Annotated in this window: 10 protein-coding genes; 7 read left to right on the forward strand and 3 right to left on the reverse strand. The window is 63.0% G+C overall.

The window, feature by feature from the left end; genetic code table 11:
* Nucleotides 1–148: 148 nt before the first annotated feature.
* From Q8P38_04780 to Q8P38_04790, 3 genes are read left to right on the forward strand one after another with little or no spacing between them, the layout of a single operon-like run.
* The gene (locus Q8P38_04780) at nucleotides 149–1,852 is read left to right on the forward strand and encodes a C-terminal helicase domain-containing protein (protein MDP4013914.1); all 1,704 of its coding nucleotides are present in this window, start codon (nucleotides 149–151) and stop codon (nucleotides 1,850–1,852) included.
* A complete protein-coding gene (locus tag Q8P38_04785) occupies nucleotides 1,849–4,611 on the forward strand; it encodes a hypothetical protein (protein MDP4013915.1) in 2,763 nt (920 codons plus the stop codon). The genes Q8P38_04780 and Q8P38_04785 overlap by 4 nt, the downstream gene beginning before the upstream one ends.
* Nucleotides 4,612–4,614: 3 nt before the next feature.
* Nucleotides 4,615–5,499 carry an FRG domain-containing protein gene (locus Q8P38_04790; protein MDP4013916.1) on the forward strand — a complete coding sequence of 295 codons (885 nt, stop codon included), beginning with the start codon at nucleotides 4,615–4,617 and terminating at the stop codon, nucleotides 5,497–5,499.
* 70 nt (nucleotides 5,500–5,569) lie between these two features.
* Here the strand turns inward: Q8P38_04790 and Q8P38_04795 are convergent, their stop codons facing one another.
* From Q8P38_04795 to Q8P38_04805, 3 genes are all read right to left on the reverse strand, one after another.
* Nucleotides 5,570–6,457 (reverse strand): hypothetical protein, encoded by an 888-nt coding sequence (locus Q8P38_04795; protein ID MDP4013917.1) that lies wholly within the window; start codon nucleotides 6,455–6,457, stop codon nucleotides 5,570–5,572.
* Between the two features lie 31 nt (nucleotides 6,458–6,488).
* Entirely contained in the window at nucleotides 6,489–10,592 is a 4,104-nt protein-coding gene (locus Q8P38_04800; protein ID MDP4013918.1) for a helix-turn-helix domain-containing protein, read from the reverse strand.
* A 277-nt stretch (nucleotides 10,593–10,869) separates the two neighbouring features.
* Nucleotides 10,870–11,373: a hypothetical protein gene (locus Q8P38_04805; protein MDP4013919.1), complete on the reverse strand. Its 504-nt coding sequence runs from the start codon at nucleotides 11,371–11,373 to the stop codon at nucleotides 10,870–10,872.
* 128 nt (nucleotides 11,374–11,501) lie between these two features.
* On the opposite strand from Q8P38_04805, the gene Q8P38_04810 reads away from it, so the two are divergent.
* From Q8P38_04810 to Q8P38_04825, 4 genes are all read left to right on the forward strand, one after another.
* Nucleotides 11,502–12,263 (forward strand): TIGR04255 family protein, encoded by a 762-nt coding sequence (locus Q8P38_04810; protein MDP4013920.1) that lies wholly within the window; start codon nucleotides 11,502–11,504, stop codon nucleotides 12,261–12,263.
* Nucleotides 12,260–12,784 carry a hypothetical protein gene (locus Q8P38_04815; protein MDP4013921.1) on the forward strand — a complete coding sequence of 175 codons (525 nt, stop codon included), beginning with the start codon at nucleotides 12,260–12,262 and terminating at the stop codon, nucleotides 12,782–12,784. Before Q8P38_04810 ends, Q8P38_04815 begins: the two co-directional genes overlap by 4 nt.
* A 1-nt stretch (nucleotide 12,785) precedes the next feature.
* Nucleotides 12,786–13,178: a hypothetical protein gene (locus Q8P38_04820; GenBank protein ID MDP4013922.1), complete on the forward strand. Its 393-nt coding sequence runs from the start codon at nucleotides 12,786–12,788 to the stop codon at nucleotides 13,176–13,178.
* Nucleotides 13,179–13,428: 250 nt separating this feature from the next.
* Nucleotides 13,429–13,620, forward strand: a 192-nt coding sequence (locus Q8P38_04825; protein MDP4013923.1) for a type II toxin-antitoxin system RelE/ParE family toxin, incomplete at its 3' end; no start/stop codon positions are given.

Raw genomic sequence — 13,620 nt, forward strand, 5'->3', positions numbered from 1 at the left:
GCTGATCACCCGCCGCGCCTACGGCTTCCACTCCGCCCACGCAGCCCTCGCCCTTGTCATGCTCTCCTGCGGCCCCATCGACCTACGCCTCCCTCACGAGCGGCCGACCCGATGACCCACATTCATGCCGGGAGAGCCCACTTTGGCAGTGATCGACGCCCTCGGCCTCCCGCGCTACGACCTCGCCCGCTACCTCGCCAAAGGCGTCACCCGCACCCCCGATGAGGAACTCATCGTGCAGAAGTGGGAGCGCAGCCGCGGCCAGGTCGCCGGGTTCGTGCGAACCAACTTCTTCAAGCGACTTTCCTCGTGCGGCTACTCCTACCAGTTGTCGCTCACCCGGCATGTTGTTCGCAACCGCCTATTCCTCTACGCGTTGGCTACCGGCCTGGCCTTGCCGACCGGGACGGTTGTCGACCAGATGTTCAACCCCGCCGACAGCGACTCCGACATCGATGACGACGCCGGCACCGAAGCTACCCCCCAAGATCAATACGACGCTCTGGTCGAACGAGACCCGCCATCTGTGACGTGGGTACGCGCGGAGATGTTCACCGGAGAACTAGCCAAAAGGCTCCAAGCTGACACGGACGCGCTGCAGACGCTGCTGGACTCTTACGGCGCCTGGAGCAGTGAACGGGATTCCAAGATCACCGCACTCGTCGAACTAATCACGCAGACGCACCCCGACGAGAAAATCCTCATCTTCACCGAATACAAGGACACAGCCGACTACATCACGAGCACGCTGCTCGCCGCAGGCATTCCCTCAGTCGGCAGCGCCACCGGCGACACCGAAAACCCCACGCGCATCGCCGAACGGTTCTCACCGCTATCGAACGCCCTGCCCGGCGAGGAGGCCGAACCAGTCGACCGGGAACTGCGAGTGCTCATCGCGACCGACGTGCTTTCCGAAGGCCAGAACCTGCAGGACGCCCACATCGTCGTCAACTACGACCTGCCGTGGGCCATCATCAAGCTCATCCAACGCGCCGGGCGCGTTGACCGCATCGGCCAGCAATCCGAGACAGTCACCCTCTATTCCTTCTTCCACGAGACCGTCGAGAACGTCCTCAACCTGCGGCAGCGCATCGCCCAGCGCCTAGCTGCCAACGCCCGCGCCTTTGGCTCCGACGAACAGTTCTTTGGCCAGGAGCGCGAAGTCCATTTCATCAAGGACCTGTACGACGGAGTCCTCGACGACACCGAACTCGACAGCGAGGTCGACGCCGCCAGCCTCGCCTACGAGATCTGGAACGCAGCCACGCGCGACGACCCCAACGTAGCCCAACGGATCATTGCCCTACCCGACCTCACCCACGCCACCAAGGCAGCGCGAGATCATGACGTCTTCCCGCCCGGCGTCGGATGCTACGTGCGTACCGAGGGCGGGGCCGCAGCCTATGGGTACGCCGCAGCGGACGGCGCACTGCAACTGATCACCGGTCATGAAGTCCTCAAAGTCTTCGAATGTGAGCCGGAAACCCCCGCTCAAGAAGCCCGTAGCGACAGCGACGACCTCATCGCCGCCCTCGTCCAAGGGCCCGAGGCGCCCATGGCCAGACCCGAGGTCTTCGAAGGCCAACTCGGAGGTGTGAGGCGTACCGTCTGGTCACGACTATCCGGAACCTTCTACGACCAGAACCCCGAACTCGCCGCTGCCCTGGACGTGCTCGCTCGCAACCCGCTGACGAGCGACTCCGAACGCAAGCTGCGCCGAGCCATTAGCGCTGGCGACCTCGACGCTCTCGCCAGCCTGGTCATGCGACTGAATGCCGAAGACCGGCTCAGCATCGAACGCCGGAGCCACGACCCCATACGCATCGTCAGCACCATGGGAATCGGCTCGTGATCAGCGCACCCGAAGAAGCACTCCGGGCGATCCTCGAACTCGTCGACCGACAGGCCTTCACCCGACTGTTCACCGAGGACCTGGCATGGAACCGTCCCGAGCAGCCGCCCGTGGCCATCACCATCGACGACCAACCCGTCAGTGTGAAGCAAGTGGCGAACTACCGCGGCCTCGGAGTATGGCACTGCCCGGTCATCCCCCCACATGGCGGTCAGCGCAGGGTTGACGCCACGCTGGCCTTCCGGAGCGCGGAACGGCTGATCATCTTCACAGATGCTGACCGCCAGGAGTGGCGCTGGCCTCGCTACGCCAACCACCGGGGCATCGGTAACCCGCGACTCGTCAACCACCCTCACGCCGTTGGCGAGCGCAACGCGAACCTGGTCGAGCGTCTGACCCGCATCACCATCGACCCGACGGCGAACACCACTCTGCCCGAGCTGCTGCAACGGATGCGCGACGCCTTCGACGCGGAGGCCGAGAAGGCCTCTGTCGCCGCCGCCCGACTCATGGGCACGCTGTACGAGCAGCTCTCCACGGCGGGTGTCAACGACGCCGACGCTTCCGTGATACTGGCCAGAGTCCTGTTCCTCATGTTCGGCGACGACACCAGCATGTGGGCCAGCAACCTCTTCCACGACTACCTCACCGACCACACCGACCCCAACGGCCAAGACCTAGCTGAGCGGCTGCATGACATATTCACCGTCGTCGACACGCCCATGCACGAACGGCCCTCAAGCGCGCCCCCGCACCTCAACCGGCTCCCGTACATCAACGGCGGGATCTTCCACGATCCCGTCACCATCCCCGCAGCCCTTCCCCAAACGCTGCGCAGGGACCTCATCGAGGCCTGCAAGTTCGACTGGGGCCAGATCTCACCAGCCGTCTTCGGCTCGATGTTCCAAGAAGTCAAGAGCGCCGAGGAACGTCGGGCTCTCGGCGAGCATTACACCACTGAGGAGAACATCCTCAAGACCATCGACCCATTGTTCATGGATGAGCTGCGCGAGAGGCTGGCCGCAGCGTGGGACAGTAAGGGCCAACTCACGCGCCTGCACAACAGCCTCAAGGATCTGCGGTTCCTCGACCCAGCTTGCGGGTGCGGCAACTTCCTGGTCGTCGCCTACCGCGAGCTGCGAGCGTTCGAGCTTGAACTCCTCAAGCGCCGCCGCGACCTCGACGAGCTTGACGGGAGGAGAACAGGCCGACACCGCTCGCAATTGTCCTTGGACGCAACCATCGACCTGAACGTCACCATCGACCAGTTCCACGGCGTCGAGATCGAGCCCTGGCCCGCCCGCATCGCCGAGACTGCTATGTTCCTCATCGATCACCAGGCCAACCAGAGGATGGAACAAGACCTCGGCCAGGCGCCTGATCGCCTGCCAATTCAGCTCACGGCCCACATCGCTATCGGGAACGCACTGCGGATGGACTGGTCCGATGTGCTGCCCCCGGCTGCCAACGTGCGGGTCTTCGGCAACCCACCGTTCCTTGGGCACGCGACACGCACGCTAGAACAAGCCGCCGACCTACGAGCAGCGTGGGGAACCGACACCATCGGACGACTGGACTACGTGACTGCCTGGTACGCGAAGGCACTCGACTACTTCGAGGACCATCCAGGCAGATGGTCATTTGTGTCTACCTCCTCGATCTGTCAAGGAGAACCCGTAGAGGCACTGTGGGAACCCATCCTCGAGGCTGGCTGGAGGGTTCTCTTCGCCCACCAATCCTTCGTTTGGTCCAGCGAGACACACGGCAGTGCGGCAGTTCACTGCGTTATCGTCGGATTCACCAAGGGCTCGGCAACTCTGCCCACGCTATTCACCTACCCCTCCGGCGGAACCCAGGCAGCCGTGTCGACAGCCGTGACCAACATCAATCCATATCTCGTCGCCGCCATCAACGTGATCGTCGAGCAGGCCCGCAAGCCACTATTCACGCCTCTCAGCCCCGCAGCGTTTGGAAACATGCCACGCGATGACGGGAACCTCGTAGTAGAGCCAGAGCAACTGCCCGAGGTCGCGGCGGACCCGATAGCCTCCAAGTACCTGCGCAGGTACGTTGGGGCGCGTGAGCTCATACATGACAGGCCCCGCTGGTGCCTGTGGCTGGTCGATGCGCCCGCCAGCGACCTGGAAGCCAGCCCGGTGCTCGCAACTCGTTTGCGGCGGGTGAGGGAGTTCCGGTCAGCAAGCACAGCCGAATCCACTCGCGGAATGGCCGCAACGCCGCATCTCTTCGGGCAACGAGCTCAGCCCAGCGTCAACTACCTCTGCATCCCAAGTGTCGTCAGCGAGAGACGGCGCTACTTCGCTGCCGCATACTTCACACCCGACGTCATCAGCAGCAACGCCGTCTTCATGGCGCCCGACCCAGAAGGAACAGCGCTCGCGGTCGTGTCGTCGACGATGTTCATCGCATGGATGAAGACGATCGGAGGCCGCCTCGAGTCTCGGGTTCGCTTCTCCAACACCTTCAGCTACAACACGTTCCCCCTGCCCCCCGCAGCTGCGAACCACCTATCGGCGCTTAGTGACGCTGCACGCGGAGTTGTCCTAGCGCGAGCGAACCACCCCCACGCCTCACTCGCCGAGCTGTACGACCCCGAAGCCATGCCATCAGATCTGGTGGCAGCTCACGCGAGGATTGACGCTGTCATCGACCCCCTGTTTGACCTTCCGCCGACCCCGGCTCTGACTGACCGGCAGGCGGCCTTGTTTGCCATGTACTCACAACTGACTGGCAGGTAGCACTTGTCTGGACTGAACCACTGGGCGAAGTCGGGGTGGGCCTACAAGCCTTCTTCCGTCGCCGACCTGATGAGCGCCGTGACACGTCTGGGCACCCATAAGTCCACCAGGCGATTCCTATGGCGTGGGCAAGCGAACATGCACTGGTCACTGGAGCCAGCACTCGCGCGAAGACTGAGGGAATCGGACGCTCCGCACGATGAGCCAGCGGTTGCTGCAGCCGAGCAGAAGCTCCTGAAGGCTGCCCGAAGCTGGCCAGCATCGGAGTTCGCGGGACCTCAAAGCGACCAGCAACTACTCGCCATTCTCCAGCATCATGGAGTTCCCACGGGGCTCATCGACCTCACCACTGATCCCCTAACAGCATTGTGGTTCGCGTGCGAGAAAGACTCCGACCCAGACAGCGCTAGAAAGGCCGGGGTAGCGTTGGTCTTCGACGTCACCGACTGGCCGAACTTGGCCACGGAATCGGCCAGCTCATACGCGAAGTGGAGCGACGCGGCAGATCCATTGACTGAGGAGTACCGACAGCACCTCGCAGGGGGACGACCGTTCCTGATTGAGCCCACGCGACCAAGCGGGAGGATGGCGGCTCAACGAGGGCGCCTATTCCGAGCGCCAGTTGTGAACCAGCCTCCACCCTTCCTGGTCCAGGTAGATCAAGTCACGGGCTGTGGCCCCAAGACGCCCCCCAAGGACGTGCTCGAGTGGGCCAAGACGGCGGGCCAACCAGCACACCTGCCGTTCGCGGCGATCATCATCGGGACTCAACAGAAGACGACACTCCGGGCACACTTGGCGGGATCGTTCGGGCTCGACCGATCAAGGTTGTTCCCGGAGGTAGCTGGGTTTGCGGAGGCCGTCCGCAACGGTTCCGTGCAGTACTGACTCAGTGCAGATGCGTTGGCGGGAGAACTCGTGCCGCTCGGCCTGTCCCCACCGTCCTGGTCGAGTCCAACTACGCGCGCCCCGAGTCGGCGACGATGGCCGCGACGCCAGTTAGGACGTCGATGGCGGTTAGGAGCGCGAGAGCGAAACGTACGTGGTCGAGTCGCAAGCGCGTCATGCCTTCAACGCTGCAGATCGGGACGTCGTCCAGGCACGTGAGGCGACTGGCAACCAATTCAGAGTCGGAGAGGGCAGCCCACATGTAGCCGTGCGCCATGCCGGACGACCACCGATAGAGCCACTCCGCATTCGCAACACCCGGCCCAAGCACGTTGGCCGCAGCATCTACGATCTCTGGCCGCAGCGGAACCGCCCGCGCAAGACTCGCCGAGTCTGGTACGCGTACCTTGGGCAAGATCTTCTCTCGGTCCCCTCTTCCTCTGGCGCCAACGAGTTCCAGCCTCTGGCCGTCGGCGATGAGCTGCTCGCAGGTCTCGTTGGCCTTCTGCGTCAGTGGGTCACCTCGGAGTGAGTTCAGGTAGCTCGCCTGCTCGTGGGTACTGCGCCAAACCGCCGCGAATCCGCGCTGCTGCAGGACCGTTAGAGACAGATCCCCAACGAGCCAACGGGCGCTCGCACCCGACTCCAATGACTGGCGCACGAGGACGCAAGCCCCGTGAACCGTGATCCGCAGATTCCTATCATCAGGTTCCCGGAGAACCAAGAAGTGGAGACTCCTGAGGGCATCAAGACCGGCCGCCACGTGGATGGATGCGATCGCAAATGCCTCGGCCGCGAAGTCGAGCTTGGCCACTCTGTCGCGAATCGACCCGGCTTCGACTGGGGCTTGGATCAGGGTCTCGACTCGCTCGATTGTCTCTGGAATCTGCGAGACGAGCTTGTACAGATTGGCCACGTTGACGGCCTGCGCGCGCTCCTCTGGCGAGGATGGGACCATTTGGTTCACCTGAGGTTGAGGGGGAGGGCCATCACCAGTCCCTCATGTCGTAGGAGCGGTCGGGCAGCTCTGTCATGAGACGGAGGCGGTTCTCCGTGGAGTCGGCGAGTGTCTGGAAGAAACCACGTTCGATTGAACCTCGCGGAAGTCCCTGCGCCGTCTGACGAGCGCGGTCTCGGCTCCTCGCGTCTTCGTGGCCCGGATGGCCCAACCACGCGGCATGAACGCCATGGTTCGTCGGCAGGAGCGCCTGGAACACGGTCCTTGCCTCGTCCCGGTCAAGCCTCCGCGCCTGGTGGAGAAGTCTCGCGACAGTTGAAACATTGTCAAACAGCACCGTGGACGGCGCGTGGCCAAGTATGCGCGCAACCGCGAGTAGTGCGGACGGCGAGCTAGTGCTATCGACGTCGAGCACGGACAGGGCCTGGTGATCCCACTCGACTGCCAGCAGCCCGTACAACGTTGCCATGTCGTCGCGCAGCGAGTACTGGCCCCGGCCGCTTCCGCTACTGGTCATTCGCGCTCGCACTTCCGCCAGGCAGCGAGCCAACTGGGCTGTCTCCCGAACTCCCAGGGGAGGATCCCAACCTCGAGGGAGAGCCTCGTAGTCCCAATCTCGCCTGATTGTTCGTTCTTCGATCCGGTCGAGGAGGAAGCTCGTCACCCGAAGAGGGTCAAGCCGCGACAGCTCGCTGAGCGCGGCCTTCAGTTCGTACTCGTCTATGGACTTGCATTCGAGGAGCTGATCCAGGAGCGAATCTCGCAGGGCCGAATCGGCGTCACCCCATCTCAGTGGGCCTCGCGGTGCGAGGCTGCTCAACGACTCCGCAGCGACCTTGGTCGACTGACCGAACTCGACCCGGGCCAGTAAGTCGAGCGCCTCTGTGGTGTCGGAAAGACCAATGAGGTAGACAGCGCGACCCATCGAGGCCCGGACCAGTTCATCCGCGTGCTCCGCCAACCGCGTCAACAGCTCCCTCTCACCCCCGAGAAGCTTCGTGCGCCCGCCGCGATTCCACGACAGAGCCCCGGCGGCAGCCCGCTGCAGCCGGACAGAGGGGCTGTCGGCCATGGCGTCGGCCAAGGCTACGGCTCTAGCGTCTCCGGCATTCGCAAGCACAGACAAGGCAGGAGCGACGAATCCAGTCAGCTCGGGGTAGGAACCGCTCAGAACAGCCTCGCAAAGCCGGATGGCTATGGTCGGCCTCGCGGCAAATGCTTCCCAGAGGAAACGGCCAGAACTGCCGCCGCCGTCCAACGCGGTGCGCTCTACGTACAGGCGTTCCTCCAAGTGCTGAAGCACCTCATCGTCGTCGCGGCCCTCACTCATAGCTCTGGCCACGCGGCCAAAGCGGGCCGCCCGTTCGCATTCGGCCTCCGCGTAGCTACCTGCCGTCCGCAGGTCACCACTTCCCCAGCCATCATGCAGACACTGAGCCAGCTCGTCGTCAAGCGATGTCGCCAGGGAGTCCAACACAACATTCGCGGCTGTCTTGGTGTTCCTCGGGCCGTAGGCCGCATGCCATCTGACCGCCTCGCGAATCGCTACTCGGATAGCTGGATCATGTTCCGGCTCGGCACCGATTCGGCCCAGTGCCCTGATGACTGGAACGAACTCCTTGGACCACGCAGCCTGCTCTTCGTCGCTGGGCGAGCGGCCAAACATCCCGACTGGGCCGCGAATCGAATTCTCGAGCGCTCTGATGCCGCGGACAGCAGCCGACACATCGCCACTTCGAGCCTGCTCGACCGCCAGCTTGATCACGCGGGATCGAATGTCGCGGACTGCATCAGGACTGACAGCGAATGGGTAGAACGTGAGCGCTAGATGCGAGGATATGTGATCGCAGCCCTCGACGGCGAGGACAGGTTCAATGACGTCGAACGGCGACACCTTCGAAGGTTCAGCCAGCCAACTAGTCGCGGCGTCGACAACAACTTCGATGTACTCAAGAGGCTTCCCGCTACCAAAGTCGGCCAGCTCCTTCAAGACGCGAAGTGGATGATCGGGGTGCTGATTCGGCGGCCGCTTGTCACCCTGTGCCAGTGACCAGAGCAAATCAAGGGCCGACCGCAGAAACTCAAGGTGGCAAGCGATGTTCCTCAGCACAGGAGTGATCGCGTGGACAGCGTCCTCCCGGGAAGTCGCCCATGTGGAGTCAGCGACCTGGGGAGCATCGGTGGCCCTTGGCTTGGTGGCGAGAACCGCCTCCACAAGTGACAACGCTCGTCGCGGTTGATAGTGCGCCATCCTGGCGCACAGCTTCAGGAGCTCGACTTGCTGCTCATAGGATCCACTAGCCACATCGCGGTGCAGGTTCGTCCACAACTCACCCACCATGTCAGTGCGCGTCGACGCGCTACTCCGAACCTGCCAATCCATTCGCGAGGCGTTGACCAGCAAGTGCTGGAGCGCCGCCCCGCGCGCAGCATGTTGGGCGCGGCGGAGGTAGCGTGTGGCGCGATCGGCTCGATCGTCGTACGCAGCTCGGCTCAGAACAATGTCAGCAAGCATGTCCGGAACAACCCGGACCGAGCCACTGCGGCGAAGAACCAGCCCAGCGTCCTCTAGCTGACATATGCGACCGTTCACCTCGTCCCACGACGCGAGACCTGTGACGCTGGTGATCGCTGTGGCGAAGGCTTCATCGCTCAATCGCACCGGCTGGAAGGCAGCAAGCGCGACGAGAACCTCTCGACGGTGGATCGCCTCTGTTCCGGACCCCTGGTCGGTGATCAACTCGCCAAATCGGCGGAAGACCTCCTCCCGCAGCAAGACATCAGATCCAAAGGCCGACCCAGAGAGCTCCCCGCGCTCGAGAAGATCAGCAGCTATCACGCCGACGAAGGGGCAATCAGCGCTGATGGCCGCCAACTGGCAGACCAGCGGATCGGTGACCGGCCGATTGATGAGAGATGAGACCAGCTTGCGGGCGTCGAGTGGCGACAAATCCTCAAGTATCCAGCTCTTTACGTGCCGCAGAGACTGATTGAGCCTCCGGACCTCGGCGCTCAAGCTCGCCTTACCGTCCGGCCGACTTGCCAAGAGCAGCTTCGCATTCGGTCGGTGCTGCCGTAGCTGCGCCGCGAGACCAGCAATGCCACCCATGCCGTGTGCGTCATCGATTACGACCACGAGTCCGCCTGCGCGCGGGAGGCTGTCGAAATCAGTCGGCGCGGGCGTCTGGTCGAGTGCAACGAACCGGAAGTGAACTTCCGATTCATGCCTTCGGCTCGCGACGTCACGTAGGATTTTTGACTTCCCCAGCCCGCCGCGACCAACAACGATGGCGATATTCGAGGACTCGGGGTCGGCCACCCACTCCAGCATCTCGTTGATCACCGCATCACGGCCAACGAGCTCTTGCCGATGATCCAAGATCGTCGATGGGGTGCGTCGGTAGAACTCGTCGACTGTCATCCAGGGCCCGGCCCCCGGCATTCCAAGGAACGAAGCGACATGGCTGGGGAAGTAGGCACGGACTAGTTGAATGGCACTCTCATCTGGCAACCTCCGGACTTGCCGCGACAGATCAGCCTGATCCCACAGGCTCCATCCGGAATGATTCTCCATCTCAAACCGCACTGCGGACGTCGCAGTTCGGGCGAGAGCAATCACGGACTCATCCACGTCGATCTCGGCGTCCTTCACGGCCTGCCGCGCCTTCGCTGGCCCGAAACTCTGCGTCCTCTTGCACTGAATACCAATGCGCTGACCGTCTGGCTTCACGACCAGGATGTCGAAACCACGCTGGTCGTCGCCCCGCCCTCCGATCTGGCTTACCGTTGCGCCCTGGAACCGTCGCTCGACAAGCTCTGCTACAAACTGCTCGAAAACGTCCTCCGCGAGACTGGTTAGCGGAATGGTCCGAAGGAGGGGACGGGTCGGTAGCGGTTCTGCACCAGGATCGGAGTCCGGCTTCGCCGTTCGCCCAGCAGCGGACACGAGTTCTCCAACGTCCAAGTCGAGCGCAGCCGCCACTCTTGCGACCATCTTCCCGGGTGGTCGGGACTGCCCTTTCTCCCACCGGCTCACAGTTTGCTGTGCCACCTCAAGCTGCGCGGCCAGCTCTCCCTGACTCAATGCCTGGCGCGTCCGCGCACTACTCAGCAATCGACCCAACTCTTGGTACATGTCCGCCACGCTACTACACATGCCATGGCGTGCTACACAGTTGCCTGTGTGGCATCGGCGCGGACACGACACGTGCGAGGAAGGTGCGAACCATCGCCCTTACGGTAGCTGCAGAAGCAACCGCGTTTGCGCCCATGAGATCAGGGAGCGGGCAGCGCAATACCTCATCAACACCCCCATCACCGGCGGAAAGTGGACAGAACGACACCACCTGAAACCGTCGAGAACCCATGCCCCGATGGGGGAGAAATCTCGCCCCCGATCACTCCCCTCCGGGCTATCGCGAGCTAGTGTCAATGCGCGAGACATGGATCAGCTCGATGAGCTCCTCGGTCGACTGCAGCCAAGCATAGAGATCGTCGGAGTCCGGCTGGCCGAGCCTGTCACCATCGATGCGGACATACTTCGCGGACATCATCTCGCCAAGTTCGCGCGCGGCCTTCCGAACCCGCGCGTTTGGGAAGAGATCGGCTATCTCGTGGGCCGTGCTGATCGCTTGACCGGGGGACGCAATCCGTGGAGCTGGAAAGTGTATCCCAGCAACGTCGTCACCCTCTCGCTCAAGCTGCTCGGCCATTCCGTACTCGATCCATTCGCGGAGCATCGAAGCGTCCGGAAGGACCTCTCTTCTGGCTTCTGCGGTGCGGGCCTCGCGCGCCGTGCGGATAGTGGCTAGGAGCCCCATGCGCGCCACGCATCCGGTCCCGACAATCCCGGCGATACCCAAGAGGGTGGTGAGAAGTTCCTGCGTGCTGTCTTGGAACCAGTCGCCCAACTCCATGCTGAACAACGCTACACGTGAAGCGGACCTGGATCCACCGGACCCACCGGGACGCGATGTCGACGCGCTCGCGCACCAAGACTGGTTCCCTGCCGTGGTATCGGAGTCATGTTAGCTATCGTGGTGATGTGCAACGAGGCCCCGATGTCACGTTCAGCCGTCCTCCCCTGATCGAGAAGAGCCTCGGCGTTGAGTTTGGCGACCCGCTCTCCGCCCAAACGATTCTGTATATGAGCGCCCTTTGGCGCAACCGTTACCCAACCGTCCAGGCACAAGCCCCGCTCCTGCCACAACTACCGCTCGGGGCGACTGGTTCACTCATCGGACTGCAGCTTGGGGTACCGTTTCCACGCTTCTGGCTTATCTCAGTCGATGACACCAAGCTCATTCAGATTCAACCCGATCGGCTGCTCGTTAACTGGAGGCTGCGAGATGAGTCGACCTACCCCCGCTACGGGGAACTTCGGAGCGAGCTCTTGGAACTGCTTCGTGAAGCTTGCGACCTGCTAGATGAGGCGAGGATCGTCTCGGTTGACGCGTCATACTTCAACCTCATCAGAGGGGTCCGTCCAGGCTCGGGCCTGGCTGACGTTCTCGTTTCGGCAGCGGAGCTTCCATCTGACTCGAACGGCACGCTCGTGAACGTTCAAATACTGGAAGTACCCCCAGATGGCGCGCCCAGATCTGAGTTCAAGCTGGAGGCCGGTCAGATGAAGGGGTCGCCATCGGACATCGCACTGAACGTATTTGCGCGAAGCGAGCTGCGAGGCAGCGCGGCCTCTTCCGATGTCGTTCGCTCCGGTCTGGATCATGTCCACGAAATGTGCTTGGACGGATTCCTGCGTCATACTGAAGAGTCGATCCAGCAATCGTGGGAGCGTGTGTCATGAGCCTCGCATCGCCCCTCCAGGGAGTTGCGTCGCCAGGCACGTCCTACGTCGCTCAGGTTCTTGCCACTCAGGCGGCGGGTGAAACGGATCCCACCTGGCATTGGGGAATTCATGGGCACTCCCGCCGGAGCGTGACTCAGGAGCGCCTGCTAGCTTTTGCCCGGCGTCGGCTCATCGAGCTCATGGCCGCCGACTCTGCATACCGAGTTGAAACGCTGGCTGCGCGCACGGCCAACGCGCTGCTGATCGAGATCGTGGATGCTGATCAGCCGACGCCTCAGGTCTTCCCGGCTGGCGGAAACGCGGTGAAAGTGGAGTGGCTGGTCAACGACGTCGAGGAGCAGATAACCGTCTTCCCTGACGGCGGAGTCGTATGGCTGCTAGATCCCGTCGGCGATCGTCCCGGGGTGGACAGAGAGACCGCTCTCGGCGACCCCGAGGCTGTTCTGCTGATCGAGGAGCTGAAGGCTCGGTTGGACATCCTGGCTCAGGATCTTGCCGCCCGTCACCCTCACATCTAACATGCACGATGATCCGTTGATCCTCGACCGTGATTGGCTCCTGCGCCGGATTCCGCTCAAGCCCAGCCACATCAAGATCGATGAGGGCAAGCAGACTAGGCGGGTCACATCAGGAGCCTTCTGCTTCGATGATGACGGATGTTCCGTCTACCGCGAGGGACTCCTCAATGACGCTGGCCTGGACTGGCATGACATCTGCCGTTCGCCCGGGACTGCTGCCCGGATGCAAGCCGGCAATGTGCGCGCCCTCGGGGCCGGTGTTGTGCCTGACCCCCAAGCCAGCGAGGCGACTGTCGGATTCGCGCATGGCCTGATCACGACCAGCGCTGAATCGCGCAGTCAGCAGGAGAAGCTGCGGAAGGGACTGTCCGGCATCGCGCAGCTCTGCTGGTAGGTAGCGCCCCTCGGGGGACGGGGCCCCAGCAATCTGACGCCCCGAGGCACCCCGGCCTGCCAAAGGCTGACTTGCGGGTCCTCCACAGAAGCGGCTGAGTCCTTGTCTCCCCCACGTAGCCGCCCGGCGACTCAGCGCCGAGCGGGTGGGTGGCCGCCCGAGTGCCCCGACCAGCCGACACCGGCCCAGCCTCTTCCCACCATCGACCGGCCCATGCTACGCTGGTTTCACCCTAGGGGTGAAGGGGAGTGTGGTGCGAATTGCCTTCGAGGATCAAGACCTTGAACGCCTGTATCGAGAGGCGGACTTCTTCGCGGCAAGGTACGGCCCGGATCTGGTCAAGGCTTTCCGCAAGAAGTGCCAGCTCCTGGAAGCGGCTCAGGATCAGCAGGAGTTGCGCAACTACGCTTCCCTCCGCCTGGAGCAACTCCGAGGGAACCGG

The organism is Candidatus Nanopelagicales bacterium (genome assembly GCA_030700225.1).
Lineage (GTDB): Bacteria > Actinomycetota > Actinomycetes > S36-B12.

What these genes read in the sequence shown, in the direction of transcription:
- Q8P38_04795 (MDP4013917.1), bottom strand. Translation starts at nt 6,457, where the DNA reads ATGGTCCCATCCTCGCCAGAGGAGCGCGCGCAGGCCGTCAACGTGGCC.
- Q8P38_04800 (MDP4013918.1), bottom strand. Translation starts at nt 10,592, where the DNA reads ATGTACCAAGAGTTGGGTCGATTGCTGAGTAGTGCGCGGACGCGCCAG.
- Q8P38_04805 (MDP4013919.1), bottom strand. Translation starts at nt 11,373, where the DNA reads ATGGAGTTGGGCGACTGGTTCCAAGACAGCACGCAGGAACTTCTCACC.
- Q8P38_04815 (MDP4013921.1), top strand. Translation starts at nt 12,260, where the DNA reads ATGAGCCTCGCATCGCCCCTCCAGGGAGTTGCGTCGCCAGGCACGTCC.
- Q8P38_04820 (MDP4013922.1), top strand. Translation starts at nt 12,786, where the DNA reads ATGCACGATGATCCGTTGATCCTCGACCGTGATTGGCTCCTGCGCCGG.